This window comes from Paenibacillus sp. 01T47 (genome assembly GCF_056398245.1).
Genome location: NZ_JBFTPA010000002.1, coordinates 680,441 through 702,075 on the forward strand (window position 1 = coordinate 680,441; position 21,635 = coordinate 702,075).

A 21,635-nucleotide genomic window follows, 5' to 3' on the forward strand; every position below is an offset into this window, starting at 1 on the left:
CCAATAAGCAATACATTCATCACCTCCTTTTTAATACGCTGAATGTATAAACTATTTTTTTGCCATATATTTTCGAATATCAAAAGCTACGGCTGCAACTATAATGAGTCCCTTAATAATTAACTGATAATAGGGACTAACACCGATATACGTTAATCCGTAGTTAATGACGCCAAAGATTAATACGCCTGCTGCTACGCCTTGGATTTTGCCCACCCCGCCAGCAGTTGACACCCCGCCAACTACGCATGCCGCAATGGCATCTAATTCATACATGTTTCCGTAGTTATTCGTAGCTCCTCCTGTTCGGGCTGCTTCAAGTACACCAGCAAGACCATACAATGCTCCCGAAATGGCATAAATATAAATAAGATTTCGAGCGACATTAATGCCGGAAACATGTGCCGCATGGACGTTTCCTCCAATTGCATACATGTTTTTTCCCAGTCGAGTCTTATTAAATACGACCCAACAGATAAGTGCTACAGCGAGCGCAATAAGTACAATATACGGGATCGTATAGCCGCCTCCAAGATCGATATATCCCGAACCCCACACTTTAAAATCATCTCGAAGACCGCCAATCGGCTGCGATTGATTCGGCTTCATATCGAAATAAAGGCTATTGATACCGTAGATTCCTACCATTGTTCCTAACGTAGCAATAAAGGGTGGAACATGAAGCTTTGCTACGATAAAACCGTTTATTAATCCAACAAGCAAACCAACTGCAATGCCTATTAAAATCGGAGCTATTACCCAAAGCTGCGGCAAGTCCGGGTAAAATCGGTTGGCATACGTATCTATTTGCAGCATCGATGCCGAAATAACTGCCGTTAGCCCAACAACTCGTCCAGATGACAAATCTGTACCGCCTGTAATAAGAATAAATGCCGCACCAATTGCAATAATTAGCTTAGTCGAAGACTGCTGCAATATATCTCTAAGCGTAGAAAAGGCTAGAAAGTTAGGATCTGCCACCGCGATGCCAATTACAATCAAAATCAACACCACGAAAATCGCTCGTTGCATTAAATAGTCTTTCACTTTAAACAGTAATTGCGTGTTCATTACGTTTACCCCCTGATACGACCGAACGTTGCTGCGCAGCTAGGCGCATAATTTCTTGCTCTGTTACTGACTTGCCCTCCACAATTCCTGTCAATTTGCCTTCGCTCATGACCATAATTCTGTCAGACATCCCAAGCAGCTCAGGCATTTCCGAGGAGATCATAATAATGCTTTTCCCTTGCTTCGCAAGCTCGGTAATAATCGTATAAATTTCAAATTTAGCGCCAACATCAATACCACGAGTAGGCTCATCAAGCAGCAATATATCTGGTTCTGTAAGCAGCCATCTTGCCAAGAGTACTTTCTGCTGATTTCCTCCTGATAAATAACGAATTTGTTGATGAACAGACGGTGTCTTTGTTCCAAACTTTTCAACATTATCCGCTGCGTCAACTCGTCCTTTTCTTTCATTCAACAGCCCAACTTTATTTTGGTAACGAGACAAATTCGCGATAATCGTGTTCTCATAAACCGATAACACTGGAAAAATCCCCGTTACTCGCCTTTCTTCGGTCAGAAGCGCAATCTTATTCTTTTTCGCTTCAGATGGTGTTTTTAAATTCACTGGCTTCCCGTTTATGTAGATTTTGCCGGAAACTACGCTCCGAAGTCCAAACAAGGCTTCAATCAGCTCTGTTCGTTGAGCGCCAACCAAGCCACCTAGGCCGAGTATTTCCCCTTTCCTCAGCTCAAAGCTAATATCCTGAAACGACTTGGGATTAGGCGACGATAGACCTTCTACCTTCATCATTGTGCCGCCAGGCATATTCTTTCGTGCAGGAAAGCGTTCTTTCAAATCACGACCGACCATTCTCGTAATAATGAGGTCTGTCGTTAGCTCACTTGAAGGCCAAGTTCCAACATAATGACCATCACGCATGATCGTCACTTCATCAGAGATGCGCAAGATTTCTTCCATTTTGTGAGAAATATAAATAATAGATACACCGCGTTTACGCAAACTGTTGATAATGTTGAATAGCTGTTCAACCTCGTTGCCAGTCAAAGAGGATGTTGGCTCATCCATTACGATGAGCTTTGAGTGAAAAGAAACCGCTTTCGCAATTTCCAGCGTTTGAATTTTTGAAACAGACAGCGTCCCCGTGCGGACTCGAGGATCTATATCGACCTCAAGATCTTTGAATAAATGCAATGTGTCCTCGTACATTTTCTTTTCATGAATAAACTTAATCGGACCAAAACCTATTTCCGGAAACCGACCAAGCCAAATATTTTCCATTACATTACGATGCGGTACGGGATGAAGCTCTTGATGAATCATGGAAATTCCATTTTTCAGTGCCTCTTTAGAGTTATGAATCGTTGTTTTATGGCCATTTATAAAAATCTCACCTTCATCCGGTCTATATATGCCGAACAAGCACTTCATTAGCGTTGATTTCCCAGCCCCGTTTTCACCCATAAGGGCATGTACAGTTCCTGGTTTCACCTTTATTGTTGCGTTGCTGAGCGCTTGTACCCCTGGAAAGCCCTTCGAAATTCCTCGCATTTCCAGAACATAATGCTGCTCCATTTCATATCCTCCCATCAAAAACCAATAAATAAGTTAGGAGGAAACAGCGGGATACCGCTGTCCCTCATCTTTATTTCATTATTCCGCGTCTGCAATGTTCGCATTTGTGATTTTCTTGTAAGCGATCCATACATATTTATCATCTGTGATTTCAAAACCAATATTTTCTTTTGTTGGCGTCTCCCCTTTGGAAAGCGCAGTAGCAATCGCAACAGATGCTGCTCCTTGGTTTTTCGCGTCATTCAGCACCGTACCCAGCATGGTTCCATCCTTCAAGGCTTGAATAGCAGGAGCTGTTGCATCTACACCAACAACCGGAATATACTTATCACCTTTGAAGTAACCCGATGCTTTCAACGCTTCAATCGCGCCAAGCGCCATATCATCATTATTAGAAAGAACTGCTTCGATTTTATCTCCATTTGATGCTAGAAATGCTTGCATTTTTTCTTGCCCTTTGACTCGGTCCCACATCGCTGTATCTTTAGCAAGCTCTTCAACCTCTATGCCTGCGTCCACAATAGCCTCAACAGAATACTTTGTACGAAGCTCCGCGTCTTGATGCCCTGGCTCACCAGTTAACATCACGTATTGCAGCTTGCCGTCACCGTTCTTATCCGCGCTTGGGTTTTCTTTCCAATAATCGCTAATTAATTGCCCCGAAATCGTTCCTGAATCCTCTGCTCTAGCACCGACGTAGTATACCTTATCCCATTTTTCCATATCTTCCGCAATCGGCTCGCGATTTAAGAATACGACTGGCATATTAGCTTCTTTTGCTTTATCGATAATGACGCCTGCAGCTGTACGATCAACTGGATTAATAATAAGCGCATCGTACTTTTTCGAAATAAATAGATCCACCTTCTCATTTTGTGTTGGTTGCGAGTTTTGGCTGTCCACAACATCTAATTTCGCTCCGTTTTTCGCTGACTCCAGCATTGCATTGCGCACACCCGTCATAAAGGTATCATCAAATTTGTAAATAGCTGCTCCGATCTGTATGCTATCCTTTTTTTCTCCCTCTGTATTTCCTCCATCGTTGCTGCATGCTGCAGCCGTCAACATCATACCTGTCAGTAACGCAAGAACCCATTTCTTTTTCATCCAAAATTCCCCCAAATTCATTTTTTAACTTCTCGACCTATTATGTAAAAGAATGATTGTTATTCGAACCCACAATTCTCACGTCTTGTCTGGAAATTCTAATCTATTGTTGTAAATCTGATATGGTGTGTAACGATGAATCACTCATATTTCACTAGGGATTCTGTAATTCTACTCCGATACTCCGTTAGCGAAATCCCGACATGCTTCTTAAAGCAAAAACCCAAATATTTAGGATCGGTTATCCCGACGCGATCTGCAATCTCAGAAGCTTTAAGCTCTGTAAGACGCAGCATTTGCTTAACAGCCTCTATCCGGATGTGCATGACATATTGTCCATAGGTTAGTTTTACTTCTTTTTTAAATACACGACTGAAATAACCTGTACTAATGTGTAGGAATGAGCAAACCTCTTGAATGGATAAAGCTGGATTCATAAAATGATCTTTCGTATACTGAATGGCTTCTTCGACAATATCTTTATATACATGCTTCCGCTGGCTGGAAATCTTCCTCATCATTTCAATGCAAATATCATAAACCCAACGTTTTGCCTCTCTTAAACCCGGCAATCTATACATTTCCGCATGCAGTTGAATACTTGTACCTAACAGTCCGTCAAGATCAATATCAGCCTCTTTCGCTGTACGCAATATTACCGTTAATACCTCAAATAAATAGATTTGAATGTCCTGCAAAGCAAATTTACTTTCAAACAGTTCATCGAATATCGTATCAACTGCTTCAGAAAGCTCTTCGGCCGTCCCCATCTTCAAACTGTTCCTTAAAGCTTGCCCCTTCAGTTCGTCGAATCGAAGTTGCTCACTCTCATAATCTTCAATATTGTGAAAATAGATAACCTTCTTGGACCCCATAACAAGACGATAGTCTAGTGCAATAAGCGTTTCCCGGTAAGACTGATGTACATCGGCAATATCTGAAACACGCGAGCCAACACCAATCGTGACATTCAGCTTCAGCTCTTGCACAATCTGTTCAAGAACATCTGACAGTGCTGCTTGCATAATCGAAAACCAATGCTCCTTGTGCTGTCCATTATCGATAGCCAGCAAAGCAATGCTTTCTTGATAAATAAACACTTTCCCAAGCGAATTGATGTCCCATACTTCTCGCGTTCTATTCAAAACAGCTTGAATCATATAATCCACACCACGCGACTGTCTTAACAAGGAAGAGGAGTATTCTTTTGGTTCTTCCATAGGATAAAGAGCGATGAGCGCTACAACATACTGAGAGCCGCGCAGCTGAATATCATAATTCATTGATTTTTCTTCAATTTGCTGGCTTGTCAGTTTTCGGGTAAGCAGCGATGCTAGAAATGATTCCTGAAGCACAGGCATACTTGTTCGATAATGATCTTGCAAAATTCGAAAGTATTCAGAATGCTCTACATTCTTCTTCATTTCTTTTGTTATGTCTGACTCTTCATCCACAAGAAGCATATTATTCAAACGAATCCCCTCCAATTTAAACAAGATGCGTCATGAATTTTTTACAATTTCATCATATCACCCTATAAAATCAGGCCTTATGACAAACTTTATACGTTTTTGTCCTTTTCATTGCCTATCCGAAAATGCTTACATTTTGTGTTGGTATTATTTTTAGATTTTGTTTTTTTATTGGTTCGCAGCTATGCTCAGCTATACAATGAGCAGTATTTTGCTCCGATGGTTTTATTGAAAAATAATTAATAATCGCTAAAACTAGCTTGGAAAAAGATAATAAACCCATTCTTGATGAATATGGATTTAAACCTAAAGCTCATAAAAAAGCAGCCCCGTCTATAACATGGAATACCATGCTCTAGACGGGGCTGCTTTTATTAAACTTTGTGATTTTACTTATTTACTCATTTGCCAATGCTTGAATCAATAGAAGTTCATAACTGGCAGCAACGCCTCCTTGTATGCTGAACTTCTCCTCGTATTCCTTATACATGTTGGCAAACAACCGCCTCGAACTGAGACCTCGCATCGTATTAGCCTCTGAAGTGCTGGCTCCCATCGCTTTTACCGAGTGAAGAAAGTCCCTTGCTGAAGCATATTTTTCTATCTGAATGAAGCTTTCAGATTGAATACTAAAAAAACCAGATTGCTTGAGCAAGCTACTCCATTCATTTGTCGATAGAAACCCGAGTCCGTGCCGCTGCGGCTCGACTGCACTCGCTCGATAAGCTTCGTTAAAAGCATAATGCATTTCGCAAAATGTAGCAGGTCCGAATGTCGTGAATATGAGCAAGCCTCCAGTACGAAGCATGCGCCGAAGGTGACCAAGTGTTTGCCTTGGGTTGCTCAGCCATTGAAAACAGGCGTTGGAGACGATGAGATCACAAGAGGATTCCTGAGCATCTTCCGCCCATACTTCAACATCCGCCTGAATAAAGCTTATACGATCTGAAGTATTTTTTAGGATACCATCACGGTTCGCTTCATTTGATAAGACACGTTGTTCAGCCAGCTTGATCATGGCGGGAGCAATATCAAGTGCTGTAATACTTGCACTAGGCCATTCATGAACTAGAATCTCAGTCAATGTCCCCGTGCCGCACCCGATCTCAAGAATGTTGGGCACGGCTATGTTGCGCTTGTTCTTCCACCCTATGAATGATTTTGCAAGCTGATCTGACATCATACGCTGAACATGAGCATGAGCGTCATACGAATTTGCGCTACGATTAAATTGACGTCGAATATCATTTTTCCTACTGCTCATGCCACCATCTCCTCAGCTCATTAGCTATTTGGTCTTCCCTTCCTAGGAAAGAGGCATGCCCACAGGATGGCATCGTGAATAACTTTGCTTTTGGCAACTGGGTCATAAGCTCCACTGCAGCGCCGTAAGGACAAATACGATCATCAAACCCATGCACAATAAATACCGGGCAAGTGATGCTCTTTAGTTGAGACAAACAATCCTCGCTTCGTAAAATTTGAAGTCCTGCGATTAACGCTGGGGTTGTCCAGCTGCCAATCGGGGGGAGGCTTTCGTCTAGATTGACTTCCCTTTCTGCATCCGAAAACATGAGCTCTCGGAATCTTGCTTCAATCCCTTGTCGGTCCTGTTTGAGCTTTGTAATCATCTTCCTAACATATATATCTGCAAAGCCGAGCTCAGACTCACCTTTTGTTCGAGTAAATCGAGCAGTTGCTCCGAACAACACAAGCCCATCAGCGAATCCTTTGGCCGCGAGTCTCAGTGCGAGTAAACCGCCAAGAGACCAACCTCCGATTAACAACGGGCTATGGCAAGCCATCGCCTTGTCTACTGCCATTTCAGTCAGGAGCAGCATTTTCTCTGGAGAATCGGCATCACTGTAATCAACAGAAACATGATGAAAGTCCGGAAGAAACTCACGTATCCGATCGAAAACCGCATCTGGCATACTCCATCCGCATAACCATAAAAAAGTGCCGCTTGTCTGTCGCTTAAGTTTCACTGATTCGCTATCCAATGTAATCATGGACTCAGCACTCCTAGTCGAAGTCCAATTGAATGAATGCTTGCGGCTGCATTTAACAATTCCTTATCTGTATGAACTGCTGACAAGGAAAAGCGAATACGCGCTGTTCCATCAGGTACAGTAGGTGGACGGATGGCAACCGCTGTGATTCCCTCTTCTTCAAGAGCTTCGCTGAAGCGTAAAGCCATATCGTTAGAGCCTACGATTAAGGGTACAATTTGCGAATTTCCGGAACCGATGTTAAACCCCGCATCACTAAGGAAGGAACGAAATAATCTGCTTGCTGCATAAAGCCTTTCTCGACGCCAGTGTTCCTCTTTTACTAAAACTAACGCCTTTGAAATACCAGCAACGATTGAAGGAGGCAGCGCTGTTGAATATAGGAGTGGTCTAGCCTTATTCACAAGCCATCGTATTAGCAAGCGGCTGCCACAAATATAAGCGCCATAAATACCGAACGATTTACTGAATGTTCCCATATGAACATCAATGTCATTCTGCAATCCAAATTCATGGCACAATCCTTCGCCTCGCCCTCCGTAGATCCCTCCACTATGTGCCTCATCCACCAAAAGCATCGCTCCGAACTCCTGTTTGAGCGCAACAAGTTCACGCAATGGTGCCATGTCGCCATCCATAGAGAAAATAGCGTCTGTAACGATCAGCTTACGCCGTTTATCACGATGCTTATTTAATAGCGTACGTAAATGTTCCATGTCGTTATGGCGATACCGGGCGTGCTCCGCACGGCTGAGTACAATGCCGTCCACAATACTCGCGTGGTTCAACTGATCGCTAAAAACAACATCTCCTCGCCCTACAATTGCACTAATCACACCAGAATTAGCCATATAACCATTTGCAAAAACTAACGCTGCTTCACAGTTTTGCCAATCCGCTAGTTCTTCTTCTAGACAACCATAAGGTAATCGGTTGCCTGTCACATGGCGTGATGCACCTGAACCAGCTCCTTCAGTGAGCAAGGTCTCACGCATCACTTCAAGTATGGCCGGATGCTGGGCAAGTCCAAGGTAGTCATTAGAGGACAAATTGAGCAATGTTCGTTCTCCGCGCATCGTATAACCAGGTGATCCGAATACAGAGCTAGTTATACGCAAAGAACGCTCCCTCGAAGCATCAGCCAATAATTCTAGTTCTTCTTTCATCCATTTTATAGTCGGCACCGCCTTAAAGGGCATTTAACTCAATCTCAAAACCCAAATCCTCAATAATTTGATGGTCAGCTGATATGTCTTGGCCTGCTGTCGTTAAATAATCCCCCACAAAAAGTGAATTCGCTGCGTACAGAGATAAAGGCTGCAGCGTACGAAGGTTGACCTCTCGGCCGCCTGCCACACGGATTTCTTTAGAAGGACATATGAAACGAAACAGTGCTAGTACCTTCAACGCTTTCATCGATGGCGTGCGACCTGCGTGTTCTAGTGGTGTTCCCGGTATCGCATTCAGAAAATTGATTGGAATTGAATCCGCATCTAGTTCGCGCAGCGCACAAGCCATTTCAACAATTTCCTGATTTGTCTCACCCATGCCAATAATGACGCCAGAGCAAGGGGACATGCCGTATGTCTTTACTTTTTCCACAGTTTCAACGCGTTGATCATAAGTATGGGTCGTCGTGATGGAAGGGTAGTTGGCTTTACTGGTGTTCAAGTTGTGGTTGTATCGATGTACGCCTGCTTCAGCAAGTCGCCTAGCTTGATCATCCCCTAGAATACCCAAACATGCGCAAATTTTTAGAGGCATCGTTTGACGAATTTCTTTTACTGCAGCCACCACTTGGTCGAGCTCCCTGTTTGTTGGGCCTTTCCCGGACGCAACAATACAATAGGTTCCAGCTTTACGCGCCATCGCCTCACGTGCACCTGAAAGCAATGTGTCTTTATCAAGCAGGGAGTATTTTTTAACTGGAGCCGTCGAAACGATCGATTGCGAGCAATAGCCGCAGTCCTCGGGGCAAAGGCCGCTTTTGGCGTTGATGATCATATTCAGCTTCACTTTTTTACCGTAAAAATGTTTTCTCACCGTAAACGCTGCTTGCATGAGCAGCAGCAGCTCATCATCGGCAGCTTCAAGCACAGCGAGCCCCTCTTCTAACGTTAAGCATTCTCCATGCAATGCTTTTCGGGCAAGCGATTGCCAATCCATCTCTACTTTAATTGTTTTCATCTCTATTATCCTCCCATGGGTTTAACTGCAAATGCCTCTCTAATAGGCGCGAATTGTATGGATTTTTGTAAGGTATGTATCAGCATGTGTGTAGTCTCTTCGGTATGCAAACGAGGAAACCGACCGAGAACTTTAAGGCCGCTAAATTGTTCAATTAGTTGTGCATTCGTAGCAACACTCGGATCGTCATCTGTTTCCGTTAATTCACCATCGTTCAGTATGACGCCAACAATAGGAACCCCCCGATTTTGAAGGAAAGAAGCAGTCAGAAGTGTGTGGTTAATTGTCCCGAGGCTGGAACGGGCTACTATTAGAGCAGGAATTCGGAGTTCCGCAATGAGATCCACCATGAGGTTGCCATCGGTCAGTGGCACGGCAACGCCGCCAGCCCCTTCGATGAGCAGTCCCTCGTATTGTTTGGTTAGTGGTAAACCAGCGGCAATTAACTCCTTCATCGTAAGCATCACACCAGCCTGCTTAGCTGCGAGCATTGGCGCAAGTGGAGCTTCGAATGTAAATGGCGCGACTGCCTCAGGCTGTTCGTTTATTCCCGTACTTCTTATCAGCCGCTCAGCATCGGTATGTCCGCTGCCAATACGAGCACCGGTTTGAATCGGCTTCCAGACACCTGCATTCATTCCTTCTGCACGGAGCATAGCGGTAATGGCTGCCGTTATAACCGTCTTCCCGACGGCTGTATCTGTTCCTGTCACAAATAATCCGCGTATCGAATCCTCGTTAAAAATGTTCAAAGAAATCATTCCCCTTCGGTGACGTGAAGTATCGATTCCATCAAAATATTTGTCATAGCATCCAGTTCATCTTCATTACTCGAGAGCGGAGGAATAAAGACGATCACATTGCCAAGCGGCCGTGTTAACATTCCGAGCTCTCTTGCCCGCAAGGTTGTGCGAACTCCAATTCGATTTGCCCAGTCATACGGCTCTCGTGAAACCTTATCGCGAACCAGCTCTATTCCGATCATTAGTCCTTTTTGCCGGATTTCACCGACATGCAGGCAATCCTTTAGCGCTGCGAGCTTTTGCTGGACAAACGACGCCTTTGCTCTTACTCCTTCGATCATATTACGCTCTTCAAACAGCTTTAAGCTTGCCAAAGCAACGGCACAGCCAAGCGGGTTGCCGGTATAAGAATGACCGTGGAAAAATGTTTTCTGCTCTTCGTAATCAGCATAAAACGCTTCATACAACTCGTCAGTTGCAAGTGTCGCTGCTACAGGCAAATACCCACCGGTCAGCCCTTTGCCAACCACCATCAAATCAGGTGAAACATCTTCGAGATTACAAGCAAACATCGCGCCTGTCCGACCGAAACCAGTCGCCACCTCATCAGCAATGAGCAATACGCCATACTCACGGCACAACGCAGCCATCTGGCGTAAACAGCCTGAAGGCATAACGATGATGCCCCCAGCCCCTTGCACAATCGGCTCCACAATAAGTGCCGCGATTTCATCCGACTTTGTCTCAAGCAAATGAAGCAGTGACGCTAACGTCTCTTCCAGTGCCTGCGTCTCACCGCCTGCATGACGATAAGCATAGGGATATGGAATGGTGTAAGAAGAAAATAACATGGGGCGAAAAGTGTCATGATACAGAGGAATGGCACCGACGCTCACCGCGCCAATTGTATCGCCATGGTACGCTTGGTTCATCGTTACAAACTTCGTCTTACCTTGTATCCCCTTGTTATGCCAGTATTGAAACGCCATCTTGATCGCGATCTCGACACCGGTTGCTCCTGAATCGGAGTAAAATACTTTGTTTAGTCCTTCCGGTGTAATTTCCACCAATTTTTCTGCAAGCTCAATTGCCGGAACATTAGCCATACCAAGAAGGGTGGAATGGGCCACTCGCCCTAACTGTTCTGTAATCGCCTGATTTAGCTCCGGCACGTTGTGTCCATGTACGTTAAGCCAGACGGATGAGAAACCGTCATAATATGCGCGTCCTTGGACGTCATATAGCTTGATGCCTTCTCCGCGTTCAATAATGAGTGGATCAGCGTTATTGTAATCTTTCATTTGAGTAAAAGGATGCCATAGGTGGTTCTTATTCATGGCAGCAAGCCGTTCGAAATCTGTTATCACAAATGATCACCATCCATTATTTTTAATTGTTAACCTAAAATATTAAATCAAGGTTAACAATCGGATTTTGCTATTCTAGCAGACCTGCACTCCTCTGTAAAGAGAATACAAAATGAAAGATTGAAGATTAACACCGCGAGGAAGCAACCGAAAGCCTCATGAATAATAACAAAATATAGAATTATACTTTTGTTCAGCTACTCGAAAAAATACTAAAATAGAAACAACAAAAACCCTTCTGCTTGGATCACAAAAGGGTCGATTTTTTAAATTATGAAATATGATTTAATGTTTTTTTAGCTTGCACATGTGTAAGAATAATAAATATTTTCAAGCCCTGCTATCGTTGTCGAACAGACATTTTCCCTCGATCATAAGCAAGGATGATCATCGTCGCACCTAAGCCAGCACAGATCATATACATCATAGAATATGAGGTGAGATCAGCTATTGGCCCCATAATAACGCCGCCCAGTGAAATTCCTAAATCAGCCATAGCAATAAAAAGTCCGATTAACACATTGCGGCTCTTCTGCGGCAAAACAAATGTTAAATAGGTTGTTAACGTAGGATAGATGAGAGCCTGAGCCGTTCCCATTAAAATGGAACCCGCATAGAAAAAAAAAGCTCCTCCCGTTACAGAAAAGCTCACGCATTGCGCCGCCAATGTCAAAAGGAGCATATTCCCCATCATAAACGATGAATGCCATCTACCGTCCGAAGGAATCTTTTTTCTTAAAGCAAAACGAGCCAAAACAACGGTACCTGCTTGAAGCATTAGATAGATTCCTGCATTGCCGTTTTTTAATTCCGAAGCGTATAAAGGAATAAAGGTGGTAACTGCTCCAAATACCATTGAAGCTACTAACATCAACATGCTGCACTTAAACAAGATTGGGTTAGTTACTAACTGACCGAAGGATTTAAACATACTTTCTGACTGCTCGGTCTGATTTGCAGCAGTCTGGTCGCTTCCTTGATCCATTTTGGTGCCATAGCCGAACACCCCCGTAAAGATCGCAATCGCAATCATGACCATCGTAAAATAATTCATATCCCCCGTTTGCCAAATACCCAAAGCCAGAACAGGACCAAGGATACCTGGCATATACGTAAATAAAGAATAAAGTGAAATGCCTTGGGAGCGATCCTTCTCTGGCAGTGAATCAATGATGCCAATCTGCAATGCCATTGAGAAAAAAGCGGTTGAAACTCCTTGTAAAATACGGGCAATTAAATAACCCTCTAAACCCGTAATTGTATAGAGGATTAAAGCAAAACCATTGACGATAAGAATAATGCGCAGCACTTTTATCGGTCCGTGCATTTGAATAATTCGGCCTGCCCACGGTCGAAAGAACATGGTTGTGAACAAATACGCCCCCATGATTAAACCGATCGTTGTGTTGCTGGCTCCGAGTGACTCTCCACGCAAAGGTATAATGACATTTAATATGGAATTGCCGCTGAAATAAAGAAGAGCCAGCATATACAATCGTATAAAAGGCCAAGATAATGCTCCACTCACAACTTCCCTTCCTCCTAACTTCTGCATGCAAATATCCAATTCTCCAAAACTCATTCAGCTAAAAAGTGATAAGCATCTGCAACAATTTTTTCGCATATTCCGACTTGACGTCTTTTAATTGTTCGATTCTCACTATTTCTTCAATTTGACCATCTCTAAAAATAATGACTCTATCGCAAATATAGGCCGCAGCCTGTATATCATGTGTGATAAATACATAACTCATGTTGTACATTTTTTTTAAATCTTTTAATAAATCAAGCACTTGGGTTTGAACAGATACGTCTAATGAGCTGATTGCTTCATCTAACACAATGCATTTTGGTTCTGTGGAGATGGCTCTTGCAATACATACCCTCTGTACCTCTCCGCCCGATAATTCATGTGGATATTTTATTTTATAGGATGGATGTAATCCAACTTGATTTAACAGCGTATCAACCATACTATGTTTTTTTTTATACCTTTTTATTGGCTCCATAATGGCTTCTTCGACCGTAAAAAAAGGGTTAATGGACGACTTATAGTCTTGAAATACCGCGCTAATGTTGCCAAAGCGCACTTTTCTATCCCCTACACTCTTGCCATCAAATAAAACGCTGCCTCGGTCAGGCTTTTCAATGCCTAATAACAAACGCCCTAATGTTGATTTTCCGCTTCCGCTCTCTCCAATAATACCGAGACATTCGCCCGCTCCACATTCAAAACTAATATCATTTAACACTTTTTGTTTCTTTTTCGAAAAAAACCCGCCTTTTTCATACGATTTATCCACATGATCAATTTTCAGCATTGTTCAACCCTCCCCCATGATCAGCTTAAAATGATTACTCAGCGCCAATCTAGTAGACAACAAATATTTTGTATATTCATGCACTGGTTCTGAAAAAACAGCTCGGATGCTCCCTTGTTCGACAATCTCTCCATCCTTCATAACCAAAGCGTCATCAGCCATTTTTTTTACAACGCCGAGGTCATGAGAAATAAAGATCATCGAGCAGCCCATTCGCTCACGCAATTGCATAAATTGTTCAATCACTTCAAATTGTGAAATGGTATCCAGACCTGTTGTTGGCTCATCTGCGATAATAATGTCAGGCTCCAGTACTAATGCGAGCGCAATCATAACTCGCTGCAGCATGCCCCCCGATAGCTGATGCGGATACTTATTCATCACTTCGATCGGATTGTTCAACATCACCCTTGCCATAGCTTTTTTCATTTTTTCTACGATTTCGTTCGTACTCCAGCCGAAATGTTCATAAAGGGTTTCCTTCAAATGAATGCCGATCACACATGAAGGGTCAAATGCACTCATCCCATTTTGCATAATCATACATAGCTGCTTTCCCCTTTTTTTCCTCATTTCATGTTCAGAAAGATGATTTAGATGTTCACCTTTAAATATGATATCTCCAGCTTGGCGCAGCCAGCCTTTATTCAACCCCATAATCGACCTGCTGGTGACAGACTTGCCGCTCCCGCTTTCCCCTACTATAGCGAGGCAGCTGCCTTGCTTTAACTCGAATGAGCTGTTATGAATGATCACATGATCCGTTTTCATATCCCATACTTTTAAGTTTTTCACCTCTAATACATTCATGGCTCTAATCTGCCACCTCTTTTTCGCGAAAACTTTTTTTGGTCCCGATTCGTTTCTCTTGAAGCATAGAATTAGACCTCATTAACTTCGGATCCAATGCAACCTGAAGGGCATCTGACAAGAAATTAAATGCCGAAACGATAATAATAATAGCTATGCCTGGGGCTAACATGAGCTCAGGTCTTGTAAACATAACTTCCCGCGCTTCATTCAGCATCATTCCCCATTCCGCGTCGGGCGCTTGAATGCCTAATCCTAGAAACGAAAACCCCGATATTTGCAAAATCATCGAACCGATCGCGCTGCTCGATATGACTGTTATGTCCGCAAATGTAACCGGAATCATGTGCTTATAAATAATTTTCGTATTGCTGATGCCAGATGCTTTGGAAAATTTGACATAATTAAGTTCGGAATACTGCATCACAGACGTTCTGATTACCCGAGCAAACCATGCCCATTTCATAACAACAAACGCTATCAAAATGTTTTCAAGACCTACGCCTAAAATGCCGACTATCGCCAGTGTCATAACATATAGCGGGAAAGAAAGCATGATATCGCAAATTCGCATAATAAAGGCATCTACTTTTCCTCTAAAGTAACCCGCGATAAAGCCTAATAAAGCACCTATCCCTATCGATATCGCTAATGCTGCCAATACCCACAAGACACTGGGACGAATCCCATAAATTAATCGGGATAGAATACATCTCCCCAAGTGATCGTTCCCGAGCAGGTATTCCCAGGACGAGGTCGCATATCTTACGCTCATCTTGACTTCGTTAGGATCGTGCGGGGCAAAAAAAGAAGGAAATAATCCGACAATAAGCGTTGCAGCAATAACGATTAAGGATAAGCTGCCTATTTTATCTTCGCTTATGTTTTTTAATCGTTTCATCTAGATCTCCTTCCTCATTTTAGGATTCAAAGCGGCATTTACGATGTCCGATACGGTATTAAATAGTACAAATGCGACTGCCACTATCAGAACATAGGCTTGAATCACAGGGAAATCTCTGCTCAAAATCGATCTTATACTTAAACTGCCTAACCCTGGCCACGCAAAAACATTTTCAACAACGACGGTGCCTCCTAAAATAATCGGGATAGCCATACCGAATATCGAAATGGCAACCTGCAAGGAATTTCTTAATATATGCATCGTAATTTTTTTCTCAGACAAGCCAGATGCCCTGCCATATAGAACATAGTCTTCATTTAGATTGCTTATCATCGAGCTTCTGACGTTTCGAAAATAAATCCCTGCATAACTTATCGCAATCACAGTTACCGGCAAAATATAGCTTTTATACGAATCCATTCCGCTCGTAGGCAGTAAATCCAATTTAACGGATATATACCAAATTAAAATAGCTGCAAGCCAGTATGACGGCATGGATGTTAATAAAAATGAGATGCCCCTTACTGATTTGTCTATCATTTTCCCTTCATTTAATGCACTAAGCACCCCCAATAGGATGGACAAAACAATAACAACGATAGATGAAACCAGCGTTAGCTTCAACGTATTCAGTAAAGCTGGGCCTACCAATGACCAAATCGGTTTTCCTGTGACATATGAATCTCCAAAGTCTAGTTGCATGCAGGCAACGACCCAATGTAAATAACGAATGATAAATGGCTGGTTCAAGCCAAGTTCTTCTTTCGTCTGAGCAATTAAATCATTTGTTATATTGGGTATGCCTTGCGCTTGCAATATCAACTGGGCCGGATCTTGGGGAGAGAGATTAATGAATATAAACGTTATAAATGAAATAATTAAAAGAAGAGGGATTGCTAACAATAGCCTTCTAATGATGTACCTTGCCATATAAAAATCTCCTTTCTACAAAAATATCAAATGACTCTAACCTTCTTTACTCAAAATAAAAAAGGGAGTAATCCTCCCCTTTAATTTTCCCCGTTCTATTCAAAGCTCATTCGCTCGAATGGCAGCTCAAATTGTGTTTGTTTAAACGTGATATCTTTTATTTCTTTTGGCGCCACGATAGTGACACTGCCATTCGAGATTGGAATAAAGACAGCTTCGTCATGAACGATTGTCATAATATCAGCATATAACGATTTCCGTGCAGCCTCATCCTTGGATACCATGACCGCATCAATTTTCTTGTAAAGCTCACTTGCTTCCGCAATTCCGCTTGTTGTATGCAAATAAGCATTCTCAGAAGTAAAAGCAGAGATAGTGCTTTGCGGATCATAAGCTAGTCCCCATGTTTGATTGAATAATAAATCATAATCTCCGGTTGATCTTCTTTTGGCGATTGAGGTTGATTCCTCACCGATAATTTCCAATTGAATACCTATCTCCTTCAAAGAGCTTTGAATAAATTCAGCCTGCGTTTTTTGGGAAGAAGAATTGCTGTCATAATATAATTGGATTGCTAATTTTTTGTCATCCTTTACTCTAGCAGCAGCGCCTTTCTCCAGTTTCCATCCTGCACCTTCCAATAGTTGCTTCGCTGCTTCCAAATCATAGTCTCGTTTCTTCAAATCGACATTCGCATAATTGACGTTAGCAGAAAATAGGGAATGGGCTGCTGATTCAGTCCCATTAAAAATATCCTTACTAATCGTATCTCTATCAATAGAGTGCCAGATGGCTTCACGAACAGCTTTTTCACTTACGGGATAATCGGATTTACTGCTGTTGGCCACGATCATTTTTGTGTTCATCGCTTCACTTCTAACAAGCTTATAATTGCCTGTTTCGATTAATTGTTCCATCGCTTCAACATCGATACTGTCTGCACCACGATCGTCAGTGAACACAAAGTTCACTTCACCCTTTTGCAAAGCTAGGAATGTCGTCTCCCCCGCTGGGAGAACTTTAGACGTAATTTTTTTAATGTTAGGAACGCCGCCCCAATATGCATCATTCGCTTCAAACGAAGCATACTTATCGGTTTTATGATCCGTAAGCTTATATGGTCCTGTGCCATTGTAGCCGTTTACGCCATTTTTCGTTTCTCCATCCATAAAGTTTTTAGGGGAGATGAATACGTACGGCCTAGTCATGGATAATTCAACTAAGGTTGGATAATAGGATTCAGACAGTGTGAGTTCAACTGTATATTCATCTAACGCTTTAACGCTTACTATTTTTGTCGACAGCTTGATCCAAGTATGCTTTTCTTTATTATGTTGTACCGCTTCAATATTTTGCTTTACAGCCTCTGCGTTAAAAGGTTCACCATCATGGAACTTCACATCTTTCCTCAAATGAAAGGTATATATTTTGCCATCTTCAGAAATTTCCCATGCTTCAGCCAGTAAAGGCATGATTCCCTCCTTTGTGTTTTCGACTAAAGATTCGTACACTATTCCTTGTGCTGGCATTGAACCTGTATAAAGATGTGGATTCATATCATTAATGTCTTTGGCCGATGCATACACGAGTTCTGTTTTCTTTTCCTTATTTGTTGATTTCGATTTCGCATCCTTGACGTCGCTGCAGCCTGCCAGCACAATTAAAAGCATCAGCATGGATAAAACAACAACAAGCAAATTTCCTTTTTTCACAATATTTCCTCCTAAAAAATATAAGTTCATTATGATTTCAACAATTACGCTTTTAAATATTTACTAATTTCATTACAAATTCTGTTCAAGTCCTCTTCAAAGCTTTGAACAGCAAATGCAGCAGATAACCTAATTTCCTTATGGGATTGAGCAACTTCTTCCAATTTTTTCTCATAGGTAAGTATGAATTTATCGATGGTAGGGCAGCTCGAATCTATAAATTTTGCAATTCCCTGAATGATTTTCAGACGATAATAATCCTCCTTTGGCATTCTTGGAATATCCAAATCACCTTCCCTATTGATGAACATCTTTCTGATAGGGACTGCAGAAAAGTCGAAATATTTCCCATCCTTATCTGGTTCAGAAAAAGGATCGATCAATAGCGAGGTGTAACGGATATACAACAAATACTCTTGATGAATAGTTTCGAACGTGGGGAAATTATCTATATCATGACGTGATAAACTTTCGAGTCTTACCGGATAATTGTCATCCGTCATAAATTTAAGTAAATTTATACCTTTTATATGTAGCTTACTGATAATATTCATAATTTCTTTCCAATGGGCCAACATCTCACGAATGAGTAATGGTGTAATTGGCCCTTCAGGATAAATTTTATAAACATACTTTATGGTTTCTCGATCCCCGAATATCGTGCTTAATGAAACGTCATTCATAAAGAGCGGCGGATGAACGTATAACGAAATATTTCTTGTTTCTGCTTCAATCGGCGATTCCATTATGTCTACCGCAATACCTAATTGTTTGTATGCTTTACAGAGTTCTTCAACATTAGGAGATGGGTACTTTGTAGAGCCTATAAAAATTTTTTTCTTGACCGCTGTCGTTAGGGCATGATTTGTAGGTCTCGCATGCATCCATCTTGTATCACCAAAGTAGGTGGAAAAACTAATAATTTCCGTACTCGGATTATAATCATTCATATAATGGCGAATTAAGTTATTCGAGCCCAACGTCGGTGAAATTAATAGCATGCTCTTTACTTTCCTTAGAAGCTTAGGATCGATTTGTTTCAACACTTCGATATAGGCATCCGTTGTGACAGCAAATATAAGGGTATCCCACTCACCTGTAATCGTTTCGTACCCTTTAAATACGTGATCTACAAAACATTCACCCTCCATAGCACGATGCTTCTCATTCTGAATGCTTACACGTATACGTTGATTGCTCTGTTTAATCGAATCAAAAAATGACTCAGAACGTACGGATTCTCTCCCTACTATCGCTATACGGCAATCCCAACATTTTTTTAGATTCACAGCGAGTTGAATCGTAGCTGGTCCCGTGCCTAACAGCAAAACATGTTTGAAATCACCCATAAATGCCTTCCTTCCTAATAAAAAAACACACTATGCTTTTTGGTACAATGCAATATCAAACAAATGATCTGGACGTCTTACCTGTTCAACCAACCTCCATTTTTGAGCATTCACCTCTTTCAGCGGAAAATTGAATAATGATTTTATTTGTTCTCCATATCTCATTGCCACAACGACATGCTTATTGGTCAATGAATAGAGCTGATCCAATATGTCATATTTATTTTCAACGGTTGAGCTAAAAATGATATGGGACGCCTGTTTCGTAAAATCAAGATTTTCCACCAGCCTATTCTCTAATCGAATATTCAAGCCGCTGCTAAATTTCTCCACAACGCTCCTTCCAAGCTCTATAGCTTCATCGTCAATATCTAAGCCAACGACCTCCGCTCCAGTGCGCTTCGCAATCAAAATGGGCGTCATCGGAAATGCACCTGAGCCTATTAATAACACTTTTGAATCCGAGGATAGTTGGAAGCTCCCAAATTCTTCTTCGATGCACGATTCTATGTTTTTGAAATAATCGGTTATCTCAGCATTTCCTTCATGAAGCTTTAATGCACGATATTTCTCCATAATCGCAACGCAAAATGCCGATTTTCTTCTCAAATCCATCACAAGTTGAAGAAACTCATTGGAATCATGATGTCCAAGTAGATCCCAAGCTTCATGGTTACTTCTGTTTGTTACGAATTTCGAATATTCATCTATTAAATTTTCCAACTCCGAGCTATTGTTAACCGTATGATCATATCGACCTGCTAAACGATCAAATTTTTCTGAAAATTCAATCAATTTATTTTGAAAACTCTCCACCTTATTCATTGTTTTCCCCCTGCTATAAAAAATCACTACACTTCTATAAAAGCTTTGCCCTGCGCAACAATTCCAACAGATCCTTCAATTTTAAGACTAGCAAGTACTTCTTTATAACAATCCGCCATTACTTTAATCGTGCCACCGGGTTGTTTTATTTGTGCAACAACTCCCTTCTTATTTTTCCATGCTAGATAAGCACCCAATGAAGCAGTACCTGAACCGCATCCCCTTTCCCAGATCATACTGTCTAGATGCGGAACATAAATCAGCGGAGCTAATTCAGCAGATTGTGATTTATACAATAAAATGCCAACCAAGTTTGCTTTTAAAGTTGATCCAAATAATTTAGCTAATCTTTGCGCTTTATCTCTATTCCATTTATCAAATTGCTCTACTTCTATCACAATATGAGTAAACTCCTGGTAACTCACTAGAATAACATCCAGATCGCAACCGTCATGTTTAATCGTTCTCTTTTCTATCTTGTTAGGAACTGGCATAGCAACTTGACATAAATATTCATCTGCCATTTTTCTTACCTGGCATATGATTAATTTATCTGTTCCTGATACCTCTAATCGTAATTCCGCCAAGGCATCCTGATCCAACCCTTTTTCTGACGCAATAAAAGCTGCCAATGACATGCACGCATTCCCGCAAAACTCACCTCCAGCCATGATCAAATGTGCATCCGCTTCTTTTTTATTCGATTTTTCGATAAAACCTACTTGCTCCGCATTCACGTTGTCATAGGACATCATTTTTGTTGCAATATGCTTATACTCATCAACAGGATGATTCGATTTAACTAAAATCGTCATATTTTGTGTTGGATTAAATTTAATAAAATCTATTTCCTGTTTCATCACAACTACCCTCAACCCTCCAATTTTTTATTGGTATTCCTTTAATGTGTAGAGTTTCCCAAGCTATAAAGTGTAATTATTACGATATAACATTGTTTTAAATGTAATGATTACGATTATCACTCACAGGATTGATTATAGCATGATGTTGAACCGTGTCAATATTGATTTTGGTTTTTTTTGGTTTTTCAATACTATTTGACCCTACTAAACAGCGGTTGCGCGGAATTTTATGTTTTTCAAAAAGAAAAAGCCACCTAAAAAGGCGGCTTACAATCCAAAATAGTGCAAAAGAATATTTTCCATTCCCCGCTCCCAGCTTTAAATCCAATAACAAAGGAACAATTCCCTCCCATTAACCTTTTTCTTCTGTCCTCGATTGGATGAAAGTGCTCTGATTAACGGGAGCTCCTCCCTTGTTGATGCTCTTA

At 41.6% G+C, this 21,635-nt stretch carries 20 protein-coding genes; all 20 read right to left on the reverse strand.

Going from position 1 to position 21,635, the window contains the following annotated elements; translation table 11 throughout:
• Positions 1 to 51: 51 nt before the first annotated feature.
• Complete coding sequence (gene mglC / locus AC1DOV_RS07040; RefSeq protein WP_339203114.1) at positions 52 to 1,071, reverse strand: galactose/methyl galactoside ABC transporter permease MglC; 1,020 nt, start codon at positions 1,069 to 1,071, stop codon at positions 52 to 54.
• Positions 1,049 to 2,605 carry a sugar ABC transporter ATP-binding protein gene (locus AC1DOV_RS07045; protein ID WP_477549549.1) on the reverse strand — a complete coding sequence of 519 codons (1,557 nt, stop codon included), beginning with the start codon at positions 2,603 to 2,605 and terminating at the stop codon, positions 1,049 to 1,051. The genes mglC and AC1DOV_RS07045 overlap by 23 nt, the downstream gene beginning before the upstream one ends.
• A gap of 78 nt (positions 2,606 to 2,683) precedes the next feature.
• On the reverse strand, positions 2,684 to 3,712 hold the full coding sequence (locus AC1DOV_RS07050; protein WP_441874859.1) for a galactose ABC transporter substrate-binding protein: 1,029 nt from the start codon (positions 3,710 to 3,712) through the stop codon (positions 2,684 to 2,686).
• A gap of 140 nt (positions 3,713 to 3,852) precedes the next feature.
• Positions 3,853 to 5,175, reverse strand: coding sequence for a helix-turn-helix domain-containing protein (locus AC1DOV_RS07055; RefSeq protein WP_477549606.1), 1,323 nt, complete (start codon positions 5,173 to 5,175; stop codon positions 3,853 to 3,855).
• 406 nt (positions 5,176 to 5,581) lie between these two features.
• The gene (gene bioC, locus AC1DOV_RS07060) at positions 5,582 to 6,448 is read right to left on the reverse strand and encodes a malonyl-ACP O-methyltransferase BioC (protein WP_477549550.1); all 867 of its coding nucleotides are present in this window, start codon (positions 6,446 to 6,448) and stop codon (positions 5,582 to 5,584) included.
• Complete coding sequence (locus AC1DOV_RS07065) at positions 6,438 to 7,196, reverse strand: alpha/beta fold hydrolase (protein ID WP_477549551.1); 759 nt, start codon at positions 7,194 to 7,196, stop codon at positions 6,438 to 6,440. The genes bioC and AC1DOV_RS07065 overlap by 11 nt, the downstream gene beginning before the upstream one ends.
• Positions 7,193 to 8,395 (reverse strand): 8-amino-7-oxononanoate synthase, encoded by a 1,203-nt coding sequence (gene bioF / locus AC1DOV_RS07070; RefSeq protein ID WP_477549552.1) that lies wholly within the window; start codon positions 8,393 to 8,395, stop codon positions 7,193 to 7,195. Before bioF ends, AC1DOV_RS07065 begins: the two co-directional genes overlap by 4 nt.
• Positions 8,385 to 9,383 carry a biotin synthase BioB gene (gene bioB / locus AC1DOV_RS07075; protein WP_477549553.1) on the reverse strand — a complete coding sequence of 333 codons (999 nt, stop codon included), beginning with the start codon at positions 9,381 to 9,383 and terminating at the stop codon, positions 8,385 to 8,387. The genes bioF and bioB overlap by 11 nt, the downstream gene beginning before the upstream one ends.
• 5 nt (positions 9,384 to 9,388) lie before the next feature.
• Positions 9,389 to 10,135, reverse strand: coding sequence for a dethiobiotin synthase (bioD, locus tag AC1DOV_RS07080; RefSeq protein ID WP_477549554.1), 747 nt, complete (start codon positions 10,133 to 10,135; stop codon positions 9,389 to 9,391).
• 5 nt (positions 10,136 to 10,140) lie between these two features.
• Positions 10,141 to 11,463, reverse strand: coding sequence for an adenosylmethionine--8-amino-7-oxononanoate transaminase (gene bioA / locus AC1DOV_RS07085; RefSeq protein WP_477549607.1), 1,323 nt, complete (start codon positions 11,461 to 11,463; stop codon positions 10,141 to 10,143).
• 370 nt (positions 11,464 to 11,833) lie between these two features.
• On the reverse strand, positions 11,834 to 13,021 hold the full coding sequence (gene cntE / locus AC1DOV_RS07090) for a staphylopine family metallophore export MFS transporter CntE (protein ID WP_477549555.1): 1,188 nt from the start codon (positions 13,019 to 13,021) through the stop codon (positions 11,834 to 11,836).
• A 58-nt stretch (positions 13,022 to 13,079) separates the two neighbouring features.
• Complete coding sequence (locus AC1DOV_RS07095) at positions 13,080 to 13,814, reverse strand: ABC transporter ATP-binding protein (RefSeq protein ID WP_477549556.1); 735 nt, start codon at positions 13,812 to 13,814, stop codon at positions 13,080 to 13,082.
• A gap of 3 nt (positions 13,815 to 13,817) precedes the next feature.
• A complete protein-coding gene (gene cntD, locus AC1DOV_RS07100; RefSeq protein ID WP_477549557.1) occupies positions 13,818 to 14,624 on the reverse strand; it encodes a staphylopine uptake ABC transporter ATP-binding protein CntD in 807 nt (268 codons plus the stop codon).
• 4 nt (positions 14,625 to 14,628) lie between these two features.
• Complete coding sequence (cntC, locus tag AC1DOV_RS07105) at positions 14,629 to 15,525, reverse strand: staphylopine uptake ABC transporter permease subunit CntC (protein WP_477549558.1); 897 nt, start codon at positions 15,523 to 15,525, stop codon at positions 14,629 to 14,631.
• Positions 15,526 to 16,458, reverse strand: a complete 933-nt coding sequence (opp1B, locus tag AC1DOV_RS07110) for a nickel/cobalt ABC transporter permease (RefSeq protein ID WP_477549559.1) — start codon at positions 16,456 to 16,458, stop codon at positions 15,526 to 15,528.
• Positions 16,459 to 16,553: 95 nt separating this feature from the next.
• Positions 16,554 to 18,170 (reverse strand): staphylopine-dependent metal ABC transporter substrate-binding lipoprotein, encoded by a 1,617-nt coding sequence (gene cntA / locus AC1DOV_RS07115; protein ID WP_477549560.1) that lies wholly within the window; start codon positions 18,168 to 18,170, stop codon positions 16,554 to 16,556.
• A 44-nt stretch (positions 18,171 to 18,214) separates the two neighbouring features.
• Positions 18,215 to 19,519, reverse strand: a complete 1,305-nt coding sequence (locus AC1DOV_RS07120) for an opine metallophore biosynthesis dehydrogenase (protein WP_477549561.1) — start codon at positions 19,517 to 19,519, stop codon at positions 18,215 to 18,217.
• Positions 19,520 to 19,549: 30 nt separating this feature from the next.
• Positions 19,550 to 20,344 carry a class I SAM-dependent methyltransferase gene (locus AC1DOV_RS07125; protein WP_477549562.1) on the reverse strand — a complete coding sequence of 265 codons (795 nt, stop codon included), beginning with the start codon at positions 20,342 to 20,344 and terminating at the stop codon, positions 19,550 to 19,552.
• A 26-nt stretch (positions 20,345 to 20,370) separates the two neighbouring features.
• A complete protein-coding gene (locus AC1DOV_RS07130; RefSeq protein WP_441884039.1) occupies positions 20,371 to 21,204 on the reverse strand; it encodes a histidine racemase CntK family protein in 834 nt (277 codons plus the stop codon).
• A gap of 97 nt (positions 21,205 to 21,301) precedes the next feature.
• Positions 21,302 to 21,541, reverse strand: coding sequence for a hypothetical protein (locus AC1DOV_RS07135; protein ID WP_477509786.1), 240 nt, complete (start codon positions 21,539 to 21,541; stop codon positions 21,302 to 21,304).
• Between the last annotated feature and the right edge of the window lie 94 nt (positions 21,542 to 21,635).